This is a genomic window from Kangiella taiwanensis (genome assembly GCF_020005165.1).
In the GTDB taxonomy this organism is placed as follows: Bacteria; Pseudomonadota; Gammaproteobacteria; order Enterobacterales; family Kangiellaceae; genus Kangiella; species Kangiella taiwanensis.
This window is the reverse complement of sequence record NZ_JAHCLT010000001.1, coordinates 497616-516601: the sequence shown is the minus strand read 5'-3', so window position 1 is coordinate 516601 and position 18986 is coordinate 497616. Positions and strand designations below refer to the sequence as shown.

The following is an 18986-nucleotide window of genomic DNA, read 5'->3' as shown; positions in this document are numbered from 1 at the left end:
CTCAAAGCTAGCCTTGAGCGAAACGAAACAATCATGAGTGAATTTTTCAAAAAATCGTTAGACATCCACAAATACTTGCGCGGCAAATGGGGCATTAAAAGCAAAGTCCCGCTTCAAAATCGAGAAGATCTTTCTGTCGCTTACACCCCTGGCGTTGCTGCCGTCTCCAATCATATCGCAAAAGATAAAAACTCCAGCTACCTTTACACCATGAAAGGTAACTCAGTCGCTATCGTATCCGATGGTTCAGCGGTATTGGGTCTAGGCGACATCGGCCCTGAAGCAGCACTTCCTGTGATGGAAGGTAAAGCCATTCTATTTAAAGAGTTTGCCGATATTGATGGCGTACCTTTGGTAATCGACGCTGAGTCTGTCGAAGAAATCGTGACCACGGTTAAGACAATTGCGCCAACCTTTGGCGGCATTAACCTTGAAGATATCGCTGCACCGAAATGTTTTGAAATCGAAGAAGCCTTGCAGGATATTGGTATTCCGGTTTTCCACGATGACCAGCATGGTACGGCAATCGTATTGCTCGCGGCCTTAATCAATGCTTGCAAAATTACCGGCAAAGACATCAAAGAACTTAAAGTGGTTATCAACGGGGCTGGCGCCGCAGGTACGGCGATCGCCAAGCTACTGCGCTGCGTAGGCCATGACGAAGCAGCCTGTATTCCCGTTGAAGATGTTCTCGTGTGCGACTCAAAAGGCATCATCTCGCCGGATCGCGATAACCTCAATCATGAAAAGAAGAAAATTCTTGCTTACACCAACCGTCATAATCGTAATGGCGACTTACGTGACGCCATGCGCGACGCAGACGTATTTATTGGTGTGTCAAAAGGTAACTTGCTGAATGGTGACGATATCAAGCTGATGAATGATGACCCCATCATTTTGGCTATGGCCAACCCGATCCCTGAAATCATGCCAGACGAAGCCAAAGCAGCAGGTGCTTCGGTCGTTGGTACGGGACGCAGCGATTTCCCGAATCAGGTCAACAACGTTTTAGCTTTCCCCGGTATTTTCCGTGGTGCGCTTGAAGCTCGTGCGACTCGAATTACTGAGGCCATGAAAATTGCAGCGGCACATGCCTTAGCTAATGCGGTGAATAACTTATCGGCTGATCACGTTCTTCCCGATCCATTAAACCGCAACGTTGCACAGAAAGTTGCCGAAGCGGTCCGAGAGCAAGCGATTAAAGATAACGTTCAACGCCCTCTTTAACACTTAGACAGTTTTACGATTTGCCCTTTGAGCAGGCCAGAACTTTTTCAACGGCCTGCTCAATCATTTCTGGCTGTGTCATCATCAACAAGTGCTCCTGAGTATTCACGGGCCAATAAGCGCCACATGAACTCTTCTGGGCCATCTCAAAGAAACTCTCAATACCTTCTTGACGCCACTGTGCGATAGACGCTTTTATCTTCTCGTCTTCCAGCTTCTCCAGATAAGCCGACTCAAAGTCGGTATCCAACACCACCAGCGGCATCTCAGTTGGGAACCCCTGTTTCTTTGCCGCCTCTAGGTCCTCTTTATAGACACTCGCTTCTAAAAACTTGTGCACTTGATAGTCACGTGTTCTGCGAATCATTGTTATCGCATCATAATAGTCCCAGTCCATGTGCCCAGCATGTTCTTGTGGGATCAACGATTCCAGATGCTGGCGCTCGGCCGCAAGCTTTTCCTCAATACGTGCATCATATTTCCCTGCACGAATATAATCTTCCAGCCCTTGCCAACCTTGTTTATACCCTTCAGTCTCGCCAGTGTAGTGCTCGATGGAATGTGGCGTTAACACGTCCGGGTCAATCAATACCACACCACGGGTCCGGCTCTTAATAGAAGGATCAGCCAGCAATAGATTCAACGATAGATTCGAACTGGCGAAGGCCACAAAAACAAACTCCTCACTCGGTTCGAGCAAGCTCCCTTGTGCTAAAAGTACCTTGAGGTCTTGCGCAAACTGGCGGTATGAAGGGTGATCGATTTTTTGTGACCACCCTTGCCCTGCTCGATCAATCGACAAGGTTTGATAACGTTCCGCCAAGACACTTTGTGCCAAGGCCCACCAAGCGCTATCACTATGCCAGTTGTCGGTTGGCCCTGATAGGAGTATGAGCAAGGGTTGTTCCTTGTGACTTTTCTTTCCTTTTTGATGAACGTGGATGTTATGACCACTCACTTTAATCAAATGGCTCTGTAGTGGTATTGCTGGCAGCTCAGAGCTCGCGTTGCTGGCAGTGGTTGCAAAGCTTATAACAATACCAAGCCAGATGAACGCAATGTATTTTTTATGCTGAGAAAATAAGCCCATAAATCAAACCATTAGCTATTATCCTTGTTTACAAAATAATCACTTTTGGTTCTTTTTAACAGACTTTTTTCATGGAAAAAGCCAAGTTGTTGTTATAGGCTGGAAAATAGACAATTTTAGGAGTCACCAATGAAAAGAGTTCTACCCTTGGGCCTGCTTGCTTTTTGTACGGCGTTTTTTAGTACCGAACCTGCTTCAGCACACAGTGGCGCCCACCCCATTCGCTATGTCGCAGTCGATGGTGTCGACCAAGGTAACTGCTCTAAACCGAGCGAGCCTTGCGCTTCCATCAGCTATGCGGTTAACGAGTCAAGCAAAGGCGACAAAATCTATGTCGCATCCGGCAAATACTACGCCGAGGAAATGGATATCTTTTATTTACTGAATGATATGGTGGCGGTGAAAGGTGGTTTCTCTCAAAACAACGGCTATAAGAAACAGAACCCTGAAAAGCACATCACCACTATTGTTGGCCTTCCTGCAGAGTACCGCGATCAGCTGAGCAAGAAAGGCTTTCGCCTGCTGCAAGACACCAAAGGCAATCAAGAGTTTAGGGTCAAACCTGAATACTTAGACATGCTGGAGCGTTATCAGAAGGTTAACAGCACGAACAAAAAGCAGATTGCTTGCACCAACGGTAACGCTGATGACTTTCCATGCTACCAAGTCGATCTTGTCTCACAATTTTCATTAGCCTCAATCAGTAGTAGCCCTTCAAGTGCGAGTGATATTTGGGGTTATGTCGATCTTAATAATAATCGTGAGTATGCTTTATTAGCCGTAGTTAATGGTACGACCCTAATCGATGTTACTGACGCAGATAACCCAACAGAAGTTGGAACTGTTGCGGGTGTTAACAGTACTTGGCGTGATATTAAGGTTTATCAGTACCTTGATAATGCTAGTGGCAATTATAAGGCCTATGCTTATGTCACCACGGAAGGTCAAGGTGGCTTACAAGTCATCGATTTAAGCGACGCACCGAACAATATTAGCTTGGTTAACACCATTGACGTCTTCCAAACGGCACACAATGTGTATCTTGGCAACATAGATTACACCAACGGCACAGCACTTGATGGCCATGAACCCTATCTTTATATCGCTGGTTCTAACCTCGGCAACGGTTCTTATCGTGTGTTTGATTTAGTCGATCCTGAGAACCCTGCGTTGGTCACTACGCCAAGTTCTACCGGCTATGTTCACGACGCCACCAACATGATCATTGACGACAGCCGTACCGATCAATGTGCCGCAGGACATAACCCCTGCGAGCTGTTTATCGACTTTAATGAAAACACCGTGGATATTTGGGACACCACCGACAAATCATCGCCCGTACGTATCAGCAGCACGCCGTACGATGGTGCGAGTTACACTCACTCAGGCTGGTACTCCAACGATAAAAATTACATCTTTGTCCAAGACGAGCTGGATGAACGCAACCTTGGAGTTAACACTCGTCTTTACGTTATGGATATTCGTGACCTTACGTCGCCACAAGTTGTTGGTCGATATGAAGGCCAAACCCAAGCCATTGACCATAATGGTTTCACGCTTGGTGATAAATATTATATGTCCAACTACAAACGCGGATTAACTATCTTGGACGTAGCCGACCCTACGCAGCCCAAAGAGATTGGCTTCTTCGACACATACCCAATCCCGGCGACCAATGACCCGCAGTTTGATGGCGCTTGGGGTACCTTCCCATACTTACCAAGTGGCAAAATTTTGGTTAGCGATATCTCTAACGGTTTATTCGTCTTAAAAGATAACAGCAACATCGGTGATGAAGGGCCTGGATCTTCACAGCCCGATACACCGACGACACCACCGGCAGAAGATAACGACTCAGGCGGCGGTGGCGGCCCTGTTGAGCTTATACTCTTATTGTTATTAGCGATCTGTATTCTTAATCGCAGACAATTATCACTGGCTAAACATTCTTAATAAACCTTAGCCTTAGGGGCTTAGCCTAAGGCTTTCTATACTGCCTATGAAAATTATTAACTTATGGCTCATCATTATCAGTTTGGCGATTGCAAGCTTGTTAGCAGGTAGCAAAGCTCTCGACTATCATGGTGAACAATATACCGACCAAGCACTGAAACGAAGTTTAGTGGCTTTTGCTGTAGCGAGAGGACTGAACGGTTTAATTTCAGTGGCGCAAGAAGCTGAAATCGCCATGCAGCCAGCAGGCGTTGGCCTGACTTTGTCGCCCGGTGAAATCCTCGACCCAATCAATGATTTAATTGAACGCTTTTCCGTCGTCATGTTAGTCACAGCCAGCGCTATCGGCGTCCAAAAATTACTACTGGCAATGGGTGCTTGGTCACTCTTTAACCTGTTCATTATTGGCTTCTGGGTATTCACGGCCTTCTATCTATTACTCAAACATCACAAAAAACGAGAGGCTCATCCCTTCGTACTCAAGTTAGCCTTGTTTCTCGTATTAGTCCGCTTCGCCACTCCACTCATGGCGCTGGGCTCAGAAGCTTTATACCAAGGCTTTCTGGCTGAAGACTATCAAGTGGCAAGTGCAGGGTTAGAGCAAACCGAAAACCAAATTCGCCAAAACACTCCTGATGAGGATGAGCTACAAGAAGAACTGTCTGCACTAGAAAAAACCAAACGCTGGTTCTCCGAAGCAGCCGATCAGCTGGATGTAAAAAAACAAATTGCCGCGTACCAAGCTGCCGCTGAGCAGGCTAGCCAAAGCGTCATTCAACTCATCACGATTTTCATCGTGCAGAACATTTTATTCCCGTTATTGTTTTTATTTCTATTTATTAAGTTAGGCAAAAGCCTGATAAATAAAAGGCACCCAACTTAGGGTGCCTTTACCACTTAAACTTTCGACAAAGATGAATTAAAAGTCTACGGTTACAGTACCGTCAGCCGTAACTGTTACATTCTGAGTAGTGAAGTTTATGACATCATCGGTTTCTGGGTCATCATTAGCCGCCTCACAAGTAAACGCTAAAGTGTAATCACCCGCTAATACAAAACCAATTTCATACACAAAGCCACCGTCGTTGTTTACTTCCACAAGACCCGTTGTGATAGGCTCAGGTTCGTTTGCATCGACATCATCCACTTCTGCATCTGCACCTGCAAACAAGTAGACAGCGCTAGAGTCCGTACACCCTTCGGCATTGATTAGATTAGGGTCAATCAGGCCGTTAATGTGTCCAACTTGGGCATTATCAACAATCCTTAAAGTTGGGCGTAAATAATAATCTTCGGCATCATTCTGTGGCTCATGGACTGACTTGCGTAAATCAAAATCAATCGTAAAGTCTGTTAAGCCACCAGCAGCAATAACAAAGGGGCGGTTCAATTTTAAGCCTGACTGACTGCCACTTGGGACAAATAATGAGTAGCGGGCACCATTAATATCAATATAAGAGTCGGTTACGCCACGCTCTGCGTTTACCTTTAAACGCATCCACTGATATTCCCCTGCATCCAATTCAGTTTCAGCCAGAAGCTCCAATGACTCATCCCCTGTAAGCTCTAATAAGTCGATGGTTTTTGGAGAATTAAAATCAAAACTTTGCGGGCCACCAGGGCCTTGAATTTCTACACCAGTGAACTGCACTACAACCGCTTCAGCGCCATCAACGGGAGCATCGGTTACTGCTACGGCTAGTTTACCTTTTTCAGGATCATCATCAGATTTACAGGCGACTAGTGCCAACGCGACACTGGTTGCTAAAGCACTTAGTTTTAATAGTTTTTTCATGTTCAAACTCCTATCTACAATTTGATACAAAGGCTACCACACCCCTTTAAACATAAAATATGCTGACTTCCAAAATATGAACTATTTATGGTTAAACACTTTAAATATAGAACTTAATCACTGTTTATTGATATTTAACATGTCTTTACATTTATTAATCATATCTTTTAGCAACAAAGACCCATTGCCATAGGAATGGGTCTATAGATTCCGTATAATCGACGCAAGATTTAAATCATCATAAAGAGAGGAGTCTTTATGCGCCCTAGCGGACGAAGCAGCAATCAATTAAGACCTGTCACCATCACACGCAACTACACTAAACATGCTGAAGGCTCTGTCCTTATCGAGTTTGGCGAGACCAAAGTCCTATGTAACGCCAGTGTGGTTGAAAGTGTTCCACGCTTCCTAAAAGGCAAAGGGCAAGGCTGGCTGACTGCGGAATATGGCATGCTACCGCGCTCAACCCACAGCCGCATGGATCGTGAGGCATCTCGTGGCAAGCAAGGCGGCAGAACCTTGGAAATTCAACGACTTATTGGTCGCTCACTGCGTGCAGCTGTCGATTTAAAACAGCTTGGCGAACACACTATTTACCTTGACTGCGACGTGTTACAAGCTGACGGTGGTACTCGTACAGCATCAATCAGTGGTGCTTGTGTCGCGCTTCACGATGCTCTTTTTTCTATGCGTCAAAAAGGCATGATAAAAACCAATCCGCTAAAACACATGATTGGTTCTGTGTCGGTTGGTATTTATGAAGGCACACCTGTTCTCGACTTGGATTACCCTGAAGACTCTAGCGCCGAAACTGACATGAACCTGGTTATGGATGAACACGGTGGTTTCATCGAGATTCAAGGCACAGCCGAAGGGGAAACGTTTAGCGGTGATGAGCTGATGCAAATGTTAGAGCTGGGCAAACAAGGTATCCGAGAGATCTTTGACATCCAGAAGCAGGCTATCGCTAGCTAACGCTTTCTAACGCTGATGTCATGCTACTGACATCAGCGACAACTAAACTAATTAAAAACGATGTGGAGAAAGCTGTGAAACTGGTCGTCATCCCTGGACTTAATGGCAACGATCAATTGTGCCAAGAATTTCTACAACATCTTACGCTGGAGCCTAATCTCTTAGAGAGCCAGCCCTTAGAGACACAGTTTATCCCCTTGCCCGATGATGGGCCACAAGACCATCAGTCTCTGGCAAAACACATCGCCCCTCTGCTCCCTCAAGAACCCTTTGTGCTATTGGTTGAATCCTACGCAGGCTCGATTGCACCTTATCTTAATGCACACCCCGATATTCCACTGAAAGGGATCATTTTCTTTGTCAGCTTGCTTGATACCCCGAGCAAACCATTACTTGAATTGCCCAAGCTGCTAACGGCTAACACCCTAATGAAACTGCCTTTTGCTGAAAAACACTTAGGCAGTCGTTTTATGAATGATGATGGCTCTGCTGAACAAGTAAAGCATGTCAGAAAAGTGGTTGAAGCGATTCCTCACGACACGCTGAAGAAGCGTACAGAAGCCTTAAAGCAATTAGGGAATTTTCCAATCCAACCAAAAGTCCCCGTTGCTTATGTTGAAGCCTCAAATGACAAAGTCCTAAATCAACGCGCAAAAGACAGCATTGCTAAAATTTATCCGGGCGCTAGAAAGTACCCAATGGAAGGAAGCCACTTCTTGCTTTATACCAAACCTAAGCAGTCAGCGGCTTTAGTAAAAACCATCATCGATGAGTTCCAAGTTCATCAATGATCACAAGTCCCGTGTTGATGCACATGACCGTGGGCGATTTCGTCCTCGGTGCCAGCTCTTACGGATAACACTTTAACTTCAACTTTAACCGCTTTGCCGGCTAATGGGTGATTGGCGTCGATAATCACTACATCGTCACGAATCTCACGAACCATAACCGCATGCACTCCGTCACTTCCCTCGGCAGCAAGTCGCATGCCTTCAGTCAGGTTCTCGACTTCACCAAAGGCTTCACGCGGCACTTCCGTTTTTAAATCATCTTCATAAGGCCCGTAAGCCTCTTCAGGCCCTAGCTCGACTTTTATTTTCTGCCCAATGGCTTTGCCTGTAAGCTTGCCTTCTAATCCCGGCATCACTTCGCCATGGCCATGTAAATACACCCAAGGACCGCCCTCTTTTGAGCTTTCCCAGACATTACCCTCTAAATCCATGAGTTTATAATCCAGTTCTACTACACTATTTTTTTCTATCTTCATCTCAACACTAACTCAGTTTAAAAAACCACTATATCTAGGATTAACACGACCCATAAAGCTAGTAACACAAAGAAACTAGAGATAAAGGCCTTAAAACGATGGAATACATTATTGTAAGTGCAATGGATGTACGCGTGGATAATTCGAGTCACCACATACAACCACGCCAATCCAAGCAACCAGTAGGAAGCACTATTCGTGATGATCGACAACACTGCAGCCAAATAAAATAGTACCGGCATTTCAAACAAGTTTTTAAAGTGATCAGCCGCCCGATCGTCTCCCATGTGCTCAGTCATGCCCTTACGTGTCGCTGTTTTTTGTGGGTGCAAACGTTGCTCACGGTAGAAACGGAAACGTCTTCGAGCCATGACAATCGGTACCACGAATGTCAGCGCTACCATTACAAATACAGGTAATAATATCGGTTGAAAAGCCATGTGGGAGCTCCTTGTTGTTAACCCTGAATTTTATCAATCGCCAATGCTGCCCACGCTTGTGACGTTGGCATCAGCTCAATAGTGTTAATATTAACATGTTGCGGCTGTTGGGCAGCCCAAATCACAGCTTCAGCGATATCTTCTGCGGTCAAAGGTTCAGTTCCTTTATACACATCGTCAGCCTTGTTTTTGTCGCCATCAAATCGTACTAGTGAAAACTCGGTTTCTGCTAAGCCAGGCTCAATATTAGTCACCCGGATTCGCGTTCCCAAAAGGTCAGCTCGCAAGTTACGAGTGAACTGCTTCACGAAAGCTTTAGTCGCGCCGTAAGCATTACCACCCGGATAGGCATAATTTCCTGCAATCGAACCAATGTTAATAATATGCCCATGACGTCGTTCGACCATACCCGGCAAAATCTTTCGCGTCATTAAATACAAACCCTTGATGTTGGTATCGACCATGCGGTGCCAATCATCCAAATTGGCTTCATGCGCAGGCTCCAGCCCCAAGGCCAATCCCGCATTATTCACCAAGACGTCAATCTCGCTAAACGCTTCTGGTAAGGAGGTCATCATCGCATCAATTTGCTCTTCAGAGGTGACGTCCAACGGCATCACAAATACCGTGTCTCGGCCAAACTCCTCATCAAGTTCACGCTTTAGGGTTTCGAGACGTTCTTTACGACGTGCCGCAACGATGACTCGGTGCCCTTCTCCTGCAAAGCGTCTCGCCGTCTCCAAGCCAAAACCCGAACTAGCGCCAGTGACCATCACCGTTTTAACTTTTTTGGTGGACTTGTTATTTGTCATGGGGTTATTACCGTTTTTATGCAAAAAAGTAGCTAAATACTATCACAGGCTTGCGCCTAACACAGTTACATTAGAGAATGATCATAACAATTCAACGCATTAGGTAACTCGATACAGCACATGTCACAACAGTATCAATTTCAAATTAGTGTTAATACGCAATACATCGAAGAACAATCAGAACCAGACAATGAGCGCTATGTTTTCGCTTACACCATTACCATTGAAAACACCGGTGACTTAGGCGCTAAACTTGACTCAAGACACTGGGTGATTACCGACGCCAACGGTGAAGTGACCGAAGTTCAAGGCCAAGGCGTAATCGGCGAACAACCTTATATCGAGCCAGGTAAAAGTTACCAGTATTCAAGCGGTGCAGTGATTCCAACTCCCATTGGAACGATGGAAGGAGACTATAAAATGATCGGCCAAAATGGTGCCGAATTTAACGCGCCGATTCCAATATTTAGCTTAGCTGCCCCTGGAGTATTGCACTAGTTCATGGCGACCTACGCTATTGGCGATATCCAAGGATGTTACGACGAGTTTCGCCTGCTGCTGAACAAAATCCAGTTTAATCCTGCTCAGGACAAATTATGGTTAGCAGGCGATTTGATCAGTCGCGGGCCTAAGTCGCTTGAAGTTTTAAATTACATTTATGATCACCAAGACTTGTGTGACATTGTCTTAGGTAATCACGACTTGCACCTTCTCGCCGTTTATTACACTCAGTCTAAATTACCGAAGAAAGACGATCTTAACCGCATCTTAGAAGCTGATAACGCCAAAAAGCTCATGAAATGGTTACGGAAGCAGCCATTAGCCGTGTATGACAAGCATCTAGACTTTTTGATGACTCATGCCGGCGTTGCGCCAGGTTGGGATCTAAATCAGACACTCGCTTGCGCCTACGAGCTCGAAGAGGTGCTCTCTAAAAAAACTACAGCAACTGACTTTTTTCAGCATATGTATGGAAATAAGCCGAATCACTGGCAAAAAGGCTTAAAAGGTATCGAACGTCTACGATTTATCACAAATGCTTTTACACGAATGCGCTTTTGTCACCAAGACGGCAGCCTCGACTTTAAAAGTAAATCGACGCCCGGCAAGCAGGCCAAAGGTTTAAGGCCTTGGTACGAGCTGAGTGATATTGGGCAAGAAACTCGTGTGGTGTTTGGTCATTGGGCAGCTTTAGAGGGAAAAGCCAAGGCCAAAAACATTTACGCAGTTGATACCGGCTGTGTCTGGGGCAGTCGATTAACCGCACTCAGACTCGAAGATCAAAAACGCTTTCATGTCAAAGCATTACGCAAATGGGCTTGAATTCAACTGCGGTACACAATCTCTTTGATTAAACTATCGCCAATCTGCATAAATATCGGTACAATTGTAGGCTTTCCGTGTCGATTTTCAGTTTAAGGCTGGTACTGACCTTAAGCCCTTAAAAATCAAGACATTTGAAGCCACTGTTCGAATCGGAGTTTGTTCTCGTATGTTAAAAAGCATGACCGCTTTCGCTCGCCAGCAGTTTGCTGCCGAATGGGGCAATGTAACTTGGGAAATTAAGTCGGTAAATCAGCGCTTTCTGGAGCCTAACTTTAGAATGCCTGAATCATTCCGCCATCTTGAGTTTGAGCTACGGAACGTACTGCGTAAACGTTTGAACCGCGGCAAATTGGACTGCTCATTGCGTATTGAGATGAATCCAAAACATGCTGGCCGCATGAAACTGGACCAAGAGATGGCCCAACAACTCTTGACGGCGCATGAAGAATTACAGGTGTTGGCGCAAGATAATCAATCTGCTGATTTAGTTCAGCTGATGCGCTGGCCGGGCTTATTGCAACAAGAAGAAGCCGATACCGACGCCATGGAAAAGGACGTCAAACAAGCCTTTTCACAAGCGGTTGACCAATTGATTGAAGTTCGCCAACGTGAAGGCGAAGCGCTTTCAGACATTATTGAGCAGCGCTTAAAAGGTATTTCAGAGGAAGTGGCTAAAGTTGAAGCGCAAATGCCCGAAGTGATGAAATGGCAGCGCGAGCGCCTGATCAACCGCTTCGAAGAGGCGAAAGTTGAACTCGACTCTGAGCGCTTAGAGCAAGAAATGGTCTTCTTAGCACAGAAGTTGGATGTTGCAGAAGAGCTCGATCGCTTAAACACCCATGTCACTGAGTGCTTGAGGCTATTGAAAGACAAGGGGCCTGTTGGGCGTCGCTTAGACTTCTTAATGCAAGAGTTTAATCGTGAGGCAAACACATTGGGCTCTAAGTCGATCAACGCCAACATCACTAACAGCTCGGTAGAAGTCAAAGTCCTCATCGAGCAAATGCGCGAGCAAGTTCAAAATATTGAATAATTTAGACCATTACGCATAGCACTATGACGCAAACGCAAAAGACGGCAGACAGCTCAACAGCAAAAGGTACTTTATACGTGGTTTCAGCGCCATCAGGGGCGGGTAAAACCAGTTTACTAAAAGCTGTTTTAGAGCAAATGCCAGAACTAAAATTATCGATTTCCCATACCACTCGCCAACAAAGACCGGGAGAAGTTAACGGCGTTGATTATCACTTTGTTGGTGTGGAAGAGTTTCAGCAAATGCTTGAAAAAGAAAACTTTTTAGAGCATGCCGAAGTCTTTGGTAATTTTTATGGCACCAGCCGAGTGTGGCTTGAAAGTCAGCTTGAGCAAGGTCATGACGTTATTTTAGAAATTGATTGGCAAGGTGCGCGTCAAGTTCGCGAGCTGATGCCTGAGTGTCGCAGCATTTTTATTCTGCCCCCGTCACAAGACGAATTATTAAGCCGTCTAACCGGACGCGGGCAAGACAGCGAAGAGGTTATCCAGTCTCGCATGGCAGCTGCCAACCAAGAAATTCAACATTATGACGAGTACGACTATATCGTCATTAATGATAACTTTGATTTAGCATGCCAAGAATTGGCAGCGATTTTTACCGCACGTCGTTTGCGTAAAGACAGCCAAAAAATTCGTCAACAGGCGCTGCTAAAAGAGTTGCTAAATTAAACCATTTTTACTGGGCTAGGCTGTTTCTGGCTCGCTTTTTTGGATACACTATTTTTATTAGTGTGTTAGAAGATTGTTAATGCGGATGTTCCGCAAGGTTGTAAGAGGTAAGTTATGGCACGTGTTACAGTTCAAGATGCGGTAGAAGTTGTTGGTAACCGCTTTGATTTAATTATGTTGGCAGCGAAACGCGCACGTCAGATCGCTAATGGTACTCATGACCCTAAAGTTGAATGGGACAATGATAAGCCGACAGTTGTTGCGCTACGTGAAATTGAAGAAGGTTTAACTACTGCAGAAACGGTTGCGGCTGATGAGCGCGCAGCTGAGCAAGAGCAGGAATCTCGTCCAGTTCTATTTTAATTTGATTCCGACTTCGCATTAGTTACAGCACATAACACTGATACGCATGGCCTATTTTGCAGATCTTAAATACGTTCTTGAAGGTTATTTAGAACCACAGCAGGTTGCCGATGCGGAACGTGCGTATCAAGTGGCTGAGTGCGCCCACGATGGGCAAATGCGCTCCAGTGGTGATCCCTATATCACCCACCCTGTTGCAGCGGCAAATATCTTAGCTGACTTACATCTTGATCATCAGACCATCATGGCGGCCTTAATGCATGATGTGATTGAGGACTGTGATGTCACTAAGCAGGATCTTACCGAGCAATTCGGCGAAACCGTGGCCGATTTGGTCGAAGGTGTTAGTAAACTGACACAAATCGACTTCCAGTCCAAAGAGCAAGCTCAAGCCGAAAACTTCCGCAAGATGATGATGGCGATGACGCAGGATATCCGCGTTATTTTGATCAAGCTGGCGGACAGACTGCATAACATGCAGACCCTAGGAGCCTTGCGCCCTGACAAGCGTCGTCGTATTGCACGCGAAACGCTAGAAATTTATGCACCTATTGCCAATCGCCTTGGTATTCACCGCATTAAAGAACAGTTGGAACTCCTTGGTTTTGCAAACCTGTATCCAATGCGGTATCGCGTCTTAAAAGAATCGGTGAGTAAAGTTCGAGGCCACCGCAAAGAAGTTGTCGAACGCATCACCAAGCAACTACGCAATCGCTTAAAAGACACAGGCCTCAAATGCCAAGTGATTGGGCGTGAGAAGAGTCTCTACAGCATTTACAAGAAAATGCGCGACAAAGTCGGCACCTTTAACGAAGTTATGGATATTTACGCTTTCCGTGTTATTACAGACAGCGAAGATTCCAGCTATCGGGTGTTAGGCCAGATTCACAATTTGTTTAAACCCATTCCTGGTCGCTTTAAAGATTACATTGCCATTCCTAAAGCAAACGGCTATCAATCATTGCACACGGTTTTACGAAGCAAATCAGGCCTCCATATTGAGGTTCAAATTCGTACCGAGCTAATGGATCAAATGGCGGAACATGGTGTTGCGGCTCACTGGCTCTACAAAACCGGTAATTCACACCACCCAGCTGAAACCAAAGCACGCGAGTGGCTACAAAGCTTGATTGAGATGCAACAAAACGTTGGTGACTCGATTGAGTTTATTGAAAACGTCAAAATCGATCTCTACCCAGACGAAGTTTACGTATTTACCCCTAAAGGAAAGATTATCGAGTTGCCTAAGGGCGCGACACCTGTGGATTTTGCTTATGCGATCCACACTGACATCGGCAATACTTGCATCGCCTGCAAGATTGATAAGCAGTTTTCACCTTTGAGTACGCCGCTTGTGAATGGTCGTACTGTTGAAGTTATTACGGCACCAGGTTCACGCCCTAACCCTGCATGGCTAAGTTACGCGGTGACGGGCAAAGCACGAACCAATATCCGTAATTTCGTCAAAAACATGCGTCATGATGAAGCCGTTCATCTTGGGCGACGCTTGCTTGAGCAGTCACTGAAGAAATCGTTAGACGAATTTGCAGAAGACAAATTGCAGCAAATCACTGACGTGACCCGGTATGCCAGTTTTGATGATTTGTTAGCAGGGATCGGCCTTGGCAAAATCGCCAGCGCTTTGGTCGCACACCGCTTAACCAGCGATGCTGAAGAACAGGAAGCTCAGGATAAAAAGTCAGAATCACAAGAAGAGCGCTCTCCGCTTGCTATTAAAGGCACGGAAGGGTTAGTGATTAAATATGCCCGATGCTGTCGCCCCATTCCGGGTGACCCCATCATGGCATACGTCAGTCCTGGTCGTGGCTTTAATATTCACCGCGATAACTGCCCTAATATCCAGCGCGCGCACAAGCAAAATGATCATTATGTACCCGTAGAATGGTCAGACGATTTAGAAGGCGACTTTACTACCGAGCTACGGCTACAGGTATTTAACCAACGCGGTGTGCTCGCACAAGTTACGAATATTATTGCCAACCAAGAAGGCAACATTGTTAACGTTGACATTAACGAGTTGGACGGGGATGTTAACATCATCACTTTCCAAATTGGTGTCAAAAATCGCGTTCACCTCGCCTCGATAATCAAGAAATTACGTGTGGTACCTTTCGTTAATAAGGTTTATCGCCACCCCGATATACAACCAAAAGGACACAAACGTGACCAAACAAGTCATTAATACCGAAAAAGCGCCTGCTGCTATTGGCACTTATTCGCAAGCGGTGAGAGCCGGCAATACGGTTTACCTTTCAGGGCAAATTCCTCTAATTCCTGAAACCATGGAGTTAGTTCAAGATTTTGACGAGCAAGTTCATCAAGTGTTTAAGAACTTAACCGCAGTGTGTGAAGCGGCTGGTGGCTCACTGAACCATATCTCTAAACTCAATATCTTTATGATTGACCTAAGCCACTTCGCGACGGTTAATGACATCATGGCGCAGTATTTCGAGCAGCCTTATCCTGCACGCGCGGCTATCGGTGTGAAAGAACTTCCTAAAGGTGCCCAGATTGAAATGGATGCCATCATGACCCTTGAGGACTAATCGTTGCAAGAACGTTCTCCGAGTCGTTATGACAAAATCATAGAGTTACTATCCAACCGTCAGCCTGATCTGACGGTTTTTATGGATGAAGTGCATAAGCCCCATAACCTTGCTGCTATTGTCCGTACCGCTGACGCCGTTGGCATCGGTCATGTTCATGCTGTATTTCCTGAAGGCGTCAGTTACTCAGGACACCATACTTCTAGCGGTAGCAAACGCTGGGTGACAACGCACAAACACGCTGATTTAGCATCAGGTATTGCTGAAGTTAAAAACCAAGGCATGCAAGTTTTAGCCGCACACTTTTCTGATAGAGCGGTAGATTTCCGCAGCATTGATTACACCAAACCAACCTGTATTTTAGTTGGTTCAGAGTTGGTTGGCGTATCCGACGAAGCTGCAGACCTCGCCGACGAACATGTCATTATTCCGATGGTTGGTATGGTGCAATCACTCAATGTCTCTGTCGCCAGCGCATTAATTCTCTATGAAGCGCAAAGGCAGCGTGCAGAAGCTGAAATGTATGGCGAGTTAAAAGTACCACAAGAAGAAGTCGACTATATTTTATTTAACGCGCTCCACCCAACGATCAAAAAGTACTGTGATAAGCACAAGATGCGCTATCCAAAGCTTGATGAGCGTGGCGATATAGATGACCCAGAGTGGGACGAGCTAAGGCGACAAATATAGTCATAACCTATGAATGGTTACCGAGGCATGTCGCCGGGCTGAACATAAAACACAATAGCGCCCTCCTTGACATCAATGCTGTTAATAGCCAATGGCATTTGTCGCCTCGAAAACTCTGCGTCGATAGCAACGACGGCCTGTTTGATGAAGTGCAACTGTTGAGTAGAAACTTCCACCTCAACTCTACAAGTTAACTCTCTACAGTCCGTTGCTTGAGACATAAAAGGGTAACTTCTTGATGACTCCATCAAGATCACATAAAGCTCATTCTGCCAATACGACTTCCAACCAAAGTCACTGTTAGACTCAGCTAAATACGACTCCTCCAGCATATTGCCGTCAATCTTAAGATCGATCCCCGACAGGTTCTTTTCAGGTTCGGGCTTAGGCTTTTCGGTATCAATCGTCTTGGCTTTAAGTCGAGATTCATTACTCTCTGTTATCTTAGTTTCCAGACCCTTAGTACTACCTTTCACACCCTGAGTTACATTATCTTCTGAGATATCGGCTTTAAAGTTATTTTTCGGTTCAAGTGATAAACTAAAAACAAAGTAGTAAATCAACCAACTCATAACGATGATGAGTAGTCCTGTAATTGAAATATTTTTCATGAAAACTCCCTTTATTAACAATTAGTTACTTAGATACTGTTGGTTAATTAAGTTCATTAGAGCTATACTGCCTGAAAAATAAGCAAAGGATCTGATATGACAACAACTGCACTCACACCCACCGAGTCAACCTCCCGATACCGCTCACTGGATTTGATACGCGGTATTGCCGTTGCGGGTATTCTGATTATGAATATCTATGCCTTCGCCAATATCTATGCCTACTATGTTAACCCTAAAGCGCTTGGCGAACCGTCAACTATTGATTTGGTTACTTGGTTTGTGACTCATACTTTTGCCGATCAGAAATTCTATACACTATTCTCTATGCTCTTTGGCGCCGGAATCATGTTAATGGCCCAACGTGCCACAGCAAATGGCACATCACCAACTGGGGTGCATTACAAACGGATGTTCTGGTTACTCTGCTTCGGTGTACTCCATGCGATATTTATTTGGTACGGCGACATTCTGGTGACGTATGCCATCACAGGATTGTGGGTTTACTGGTTCGCACGTGATACCAAAGCGTCAACCAAAATTATCGTTGGAGCTATTTTCATCAGTATTATGGTCGCCTTAATGACCCTGTTCGCTGTCTTTGGTGGAGACGTTCCTGACGAAGAAATGCAGGACATGTTCGACATGTTTGCACCATCACAAGCGTTTATAGCGCAAGAAAACGCTGTCTACACCAGCACTTACGCCTCTCAACTAGACCATCGAATTGACTTTTTTACCACTAACTTACCGATGATGGCGTTGTTCTTTGGTCTTTTCCGAATCGGTGGTTCGATGTTACTCGGTATGGGACTGTATCAGTTGGGTGTGCTCACTGCAGAGAGAAGCAGGAGCTTCTACATCAAAATGATGGTTATTTGTTTCCTCATCGGTTTTGGCATTATTGCTTACGATAATTTCTTACTGATCGACACTGAGTTCAGCATGCGAACAACCATGCTGTCTTTCATGTCGCTCAATAGCTTTGCTGCCGTTTTCGTAGCGCTAGGATACATTGGTTTATTTTGTCTATGGGTTAAATCCGACAAGCTTCAAGGCTTTAAAAATCGACTTGAGGCTGTTGGGCGTATGGCTTTCAGCAACTATATTTCACAAAGCATTATCTGCACGATACTTTTCTACAGTCATGGTTTTGGCTTGTTTGCACAGCTTGAACGCTATCAACTGATGTTGATTGTCGCAGTCATATTTGTCGCCCAGCTAATATGGTCGCCTTGGTGGTTATCACGGTTCCGTTATGGCCCACTAGAGTGGTTGTGGCGCAGTTTGAGCTACGGTAAGTTACAACCTTTTAAGCGAGCTTAATGACAAATTCATCCGCTATTATCGATTTGCGCCCTCTTGAGCAATTTCTTGAGGGCCACTTGCCTAATGCAGTACACATCCCTTTTAATCAACTTGATGACTTGTGGCACGAGGTTCCTCCGAAAGGAACTGTACTTAGCCTCTGTGTTGAACCCTCTGATCAACGAAAAGTATTAGAGTTATTCTTAGAGCGAAACTTTATCATTGAGGACGTTTTTACATCCGAAAGCTTATCCAAGCTTCCTGTTGAGACTGGGCCAAGCCACCATCGTTTATGGTTCGGTAACCCCGTTGTTGAAGAATACGCACAGCTCATCACCCCAGATACCAAAGCTACATCTGCCATTGATGTTGGTTGTGGCTCTGGGCGCGACGTGATTTTACTCGGGCTAATGGGGTACGATGTTTTTGCTATTGATTACTTTGATCAAGCTTTAGAGCGGGTATCTCACTCAGCGGAGCGCTGGGATGTGAATGTTTCTACAGTACAAATGGACTGTCGTAAAAACCCAGAAAAATTGATTGAGTTGATTCAGAAAGAGCAACCTCAACTCATCATGCAAAGCCGTTTCCTACATCGTCCTCTATTCGATATCTATCAGGAGCACTTGCCTACCGGCTGTAAAATCGTTATTCATACCTTTCTTGAGGGTGCCGCAAAGTTTGGTAAACCCAAAAAAGCGGACTTTTTACTCAAAAACGACGAGCTGTCTGAACGCTTTGAAGATTGGTCAGTCTTACTCAATCAAGTGCACCACCTAGAAGACGGTCGCCCGTTATCCATGTTTATTGCACAAAAAACATGACAATGTGGTGAGGTGTAAACCGTGATAAGTTCTA

Annotated in this window: 21 protein-coding genes; 15 read left to right on the top strand and 6 right to left on the bottom strand. The window is 45.3% G+C overall.

The window, feature by feature from the left end:
- Positions 1-33: 33 nt before the first annotated feature.
- On the top strand, positions 34-1227 hold the full coding sequence (locus tag KFK88_RS02510) for an NAD(P)-dependent malic enzyme (protein ID WP_223577080.1): 1194 nt from the start codon (positions 34-36) through the stop codon (positions 1225-1227).
- 13 nt (positions 1228-1240) lie between these two features.
- On the opposite strand, the gene KFK88_RS02505 is transcribed toward KFK88_RS02510, so the two are convergent.
- A complete protein-coding gene (locus tag KFK88_RS02505) occupies positions 1241-2317 on the bottom strand; it encodes an alpha/beta fold hydrolase (protein ID WP_223577079.1) in 1077 nt (358 codons plus the stop codon).
- Positions 2318-2446: 129 nt separating this feature from the next.
- Here KFK88_RS02505 and KFK88_RS02500 point away from each other — a divergent pair, with 129 nt between their 5' ends.
- Entirely contained in the window at positions 2447-4270 is a 1824-nt protein-coding gene (locus KFK88_RS02500) for a choice-of-anchor B family protein (protein WP_223577078.1), read from the top strand.
- Positions 4271-4316: 46 nt separating this feature from the next.
- Positions 4317-5153, top strand: coding sequence for a hypothetical protein (locus tag KFK88_RS02495; protein ID WP_223577077.1), 837 nt, complete (start codon positions 4317-4319; stop codon positions 5151-5153).
- A 36-nt stretch (positions 5154-5189) separates the two neighbouring features.
- Here the strand turns inward: KFK88_RS02495 and KFK88_RS02490 are convergent, their stop codons facing one another.
- Positions 5190-6065, bottom strand: coding sequence for a DUF4382 domain-containing protein (locus KFK88_RS02490; RefSeq protein WP_223577076.1), 876 nt, complete (start codon positions 6063-6065; stop codon positions 5190-5192).
- A gap of 258 nt (positions 6066-6323) precedes the next feature.
- Here KFK88_RS02490 and rph point away from each other — a divergent pair, with 258 nt between their 5' ends.
- Positions 6324-7040 (top strand): ribonuclease PH, encoded by a 717-nt coding sequence (rph, locus tag KFK88_RS02485; RefSeq protein ID WP_223577075.1) that lies wholly within the window; start codon positions 6324-6326, stop codon positions 7038-7040.
- A gap of 20 nt (positions 7041-7060) precedes the next feature.
- Complete coding sequence (locus KFK88_RS02480) at positions 7061-7831, top strand: hypothetical protein (RefSeq protein ID WP_223577074.1); 771 nt, start codon at positions 7061-7063, stop codon at positions 7829-7831.
- Here the strand turns inward: KFK88_RS02480 and KFK88_RS02475 are convergent.
- Genes KFK88_RS02475 through KFK88_RS02465 form a run of 3 tightly spaced genes read right to left on the bottom strand, consistent with a single transcriptional unit; the run spans position 7825 to position 9559 of the window.
- Entirely contained in the window at positions 7825-8307 is a 483-nt protein-coding gene (locus tag KFK88_RS02475) for an FKBP-type peptidyl-prolyl cis-trans isomerase (protein WP_223577073.1), read from the bottom strand. The two genes, KFK88_RS02480 and KFK88_RS02475, sit on opposite strands and share 7 nt — an antisense overlap.
- A gap of 17 nt (positions 8308-8324) precedes the next feature.
- Positions 8325-8747, bottom strand: coding sequence for an MAPEG family protein (locus KFK88_RS02470; protein ID WP_223577072.1), 423 nt, complete (start codon positions 8745-8747; stop codon positions 8325-8327).
- A gap of 17 nt (positions 8748-8764) precedes the next feature.
- Positions 8765-9559, bottom strand: a complete 795-nt coding sequence (locus KFK88_RS02465; protein WP_223577071.1) for an SDR family oxidoreductase — start codon at positions 9557-9559, stop codon at positions 8765-8767.
- Positions 9560-9679: 120 nt separating this feature from the next.
- Between KFK88_RS02465 and apaG the strand changes: the two genes are divergently transcribed.
- From apaG to trmH, 8 genes are all read left to right on the top strand, one after another.
- Positions 9680-10057 (top strand): Co2+/Mg2+ efflux protein ApaG, encoded by a 378-nt coding sequence (gene apaG / locus KFK88_RS02460; protein WP_223577070.1) that lies wholly within the window; start codon positions 9680-9682, stop codon positions 10055-10057.
- Positions 10058-10060: 3 nt separating this feature from the next.
- Entirely contained in the window at positions 10061-10882 is an 822-nt protein-coding gene (locus KFK88_RS02455) for a symmetrical bis(5'-nucleosyl)-tetraphosphatase (RefSeq protein WP_223577069.1), read from the top strand.
- A gap of 169 nt (positions 10883-11051) precedes the next feature.
- Positions 11052-11918 (top strand): YicC/YloC family endoribonuclease, encoded by an 867-nt coding sequence (locus KFK88_RS02450; RefSeq protein ID WP_223577068.1) that lies wholly within the window; start codon positions 11052-11054, stop codon positions 11916-11918.
- Positions 11919-11941: 23 nt separating this feature from the next.
- Positions 11942-12589: a guanylate kinase gene (gmk, locus tag KFK88_RS02445; RefSeq protein WP_223577067.1), complete on the top strand. Its 648-nt coding sequence runs from the start codon at positions 11942-11944 to the stop codon at positions 12587-12589.
- Between the two features lie 114 nt (positions 12590-12703).
- On the top strand, positions 12704-12952 hold the full coding sequence (gene rpoZ / locus KFK88_RS02440) for a DNA-directed RNA polymerase subunit omega (protein WP_223577066.1): 249 nt from the start codon (positions 12704-12706) through the stop codon (positions 12950-12952).
- 46 nt (positions 12953-12998) lie between these two features.
- Entirely contained in the window at positions 12999-15155 is a 2157-nt protein-coding gene (spoT, locus tag KFK88_RS02435; protein WP_223577065.1) for a bifunctional GTP diphosphokinase/guanosine-3',5'-bis pyrophosphate 3'-pyrophosphohydrolase, read from the top strand.
- Positions 15136-15519 carry a RidA family protein gene (locus KFK88_RS02430; RefSeq protein WP_223577064.1) on the top strand — a complete coding sequence of 128 codons (384 nt, stop codon included), beginning with the start codon at positions 15136-15138 and terminating at the stop codon, positions 15517-15519. The genes spoT and KFK88_RS02430 overlap by 20 nt, the downstream gene beginning before the upstream one ends.
- Positions 15520-15522: 3 nt before the next feature.
- Positions 15523-16209: a tRNA (guanosine(18)-2'-O)-methyltransferase TrmH gene (trmH, locus tag KFK88_RS02425; RefSeq protein ID WP_223577063.1), complete on the top strand. Its 687-nt coding sequence runs from the start codon at positions 15523-15525 to the stop codon at positions 16207-16209.
- 17 nt (positions 16210-16226) lie between these two features.
- Here trmH and KFK88_RS02420 read toward each other — a convergent pair whose 3' ends face one another.
- Positions 16227-16820: a hypothetical protein gene (locus KFK88_RS02420; protein WP_223577062.1), complete on the bottom strand. Its 594-nt coding sequence runs from the start codon at positions 16818-16820 to the stop codon at positions 16227-16229.
- A 96-nt stretch (positions 16821-16916) separates the two neighbouring features.
- Between KFK88_RS02420 and KFK88_RS02415 the strand changes: the two genes are divergently transcribed.
- Positions 16917-18146 carry a DUF418 domain-containing protein gene (locus KFK88_RS02415; protein WP_223577061.1) on the top strand — a complete coding sequence of 410 codons (1230 nt, stop codon included), beginning with the start codon at positions 16917-16919 and terminating at the stop codon, positions 18144-18146.
- The gene (locus KFK88_RS02410; protein WP_223577060.1) at positions 18146-18952 is read left to right on the top strand and encodes a methyltransferase domain-containing protein; all 807 of its coding nucleotides are present in this window, start codon (positions 18146-18148) and stop codon (positions 18950-18952) included. Before KFK88_RS02415 ends, KFK88_RS02410 begins: the two co-directional genes overlap by 1 nt.
- Positions 18953-18986 lie beyond the last annotated feature (34 nt).

Excerpts from the sequence above, each read along its gene's own strand:
- KFK88_RS02420 (WP_223577062.1), bottom strand. The coding sequence starts at position 16,820 with ATGAAAAATATTTCAATTACAGGACTACTCATCATCGTTATGAGTTGG.
- KFK88_RS02495 (WP_223577077.1), top strand. The coding sequence starts at position 4,317 with ATGAAAATTATTAACTTATGGCTCATCATTATCAGTTTGGCGATTGCA.
- rph (WP_223577075.1), top strand. The coding sequence starts at position 6,324 with ATGCGCCCTAGCGGACGAAGCAGCAATCAATTAAGACCTGTCACCATC.
- apaG (WP_223577070.1), top strand. The coding sequence starts at position 9,680 with ATGTCACAACAGTATCAATTTCAAATTAGTGTTAATACGCAATACATC.
- KFK88_RS02465 (WP_223577071.1), bottom strand. The coding sequence starts at position 9,559 with ATGACAAATAACAAGTCCACCAAAAAAGTTAAAACGGTGATGGTCACT.
- KFK88_RS02415 (WP_223577061.1), top strand. The coding sequence starts at position 16,917 with ATGACAACAACTGCACTCACACCCACCGAGTCAACCTCCCGATACCGC.
- KFK88_RS02450 (WP_223577068.1), top strand. The coding sequence starts at position 11,052 with ATGTTAAAAAGCATGACCGCTTTCGCTCGCCAGCAGTTTGCTGCCGAA.
- spoT (WP_223577065.1), top strand. The coding sequence starts at position 12,999 with ATGGCCTATTTTGCAGATCTTAAATACGTTCTTGAAGGTTATTTAGAA.
- rpoZ (WP_223577066.1), top strand. The coding sequence starts at position 12,704 with ATGGCACGTGTTACAGTTCAAGATGCGGTAGAAGTTGTTGGTAACCGC.
- KFK88_RS02455 (WP_223577069.1), top strand. The coding sequence starts at position 10,061 with ATGGCGACCTACGCTATTGGCGATATCCAAGGATGTTACGACGAGTTT.
- KFK88_RS02505 (WP_223577079.1), bottom strand. The coding sequence starts at position 2,317 with ATGGGCTTATTTTCTCAGCATAAAAAATACATTGCGTTCATCTGGCTT.
- KFK88_RS02480 (WP_223577074.1), top strand. The coding sequence starts at position 7,061 with ATGCTACTGACATCAGCGACAACTAAACTAATTAAAAACGATGTGGAG.
- KFK88_RS02500 (WP_223577078.1), top strand. The coding sequence starts at position 2,447 with ATGAAAAGAGTTCTACCCTTGGGCCTGCTTGCTTTTTGTACGGCGTTT.
- KFK88_RS02475 (WP_223577073.1), bottom strand. The coding sequence starts at position 8,307 with ATGAAGATAGAAAAAAATAGTGTAGTAGAACTGGATTATAAACTCATG.
- gmk (WP_223577067.1), top strand. The coding sequence starts at position 11,942 with ATGACGCAAACGCAAAAGACGGCAGACAGCTCAACAGCAAAAGGTACT.
- KFK88_RS02490 (WP_223577076.1), bottom strand. The coding sequence starts at position 6,065 with ATGAAAAAACTATTAAAACTAAGTGCTTTAGCAACCAGTGTCGCGTTG.
- KFK88_RS02470 (WP_223577072.1), bottom strand. The coding sequence starts at position 8,747 with ATGGCTTTTCAACCGATATTATTACCTGTATTTGTAATGGTAGCGCTG.
- KFK88_RS02410 (WP_223577060.1), top strand. The coding sequence starts at position 18,146 with ATGACAAATTCATCCGCTATTATCGATTTGCGCCCTCTTGAGCAATTT.
- KFK88_RS02510 (WP_223577080.1), top strand. The coding sequence starts at position 34 with ATGAGTGAATTTTTCAAAAAATCGTTAGACATCCACAAATACTTGCGC.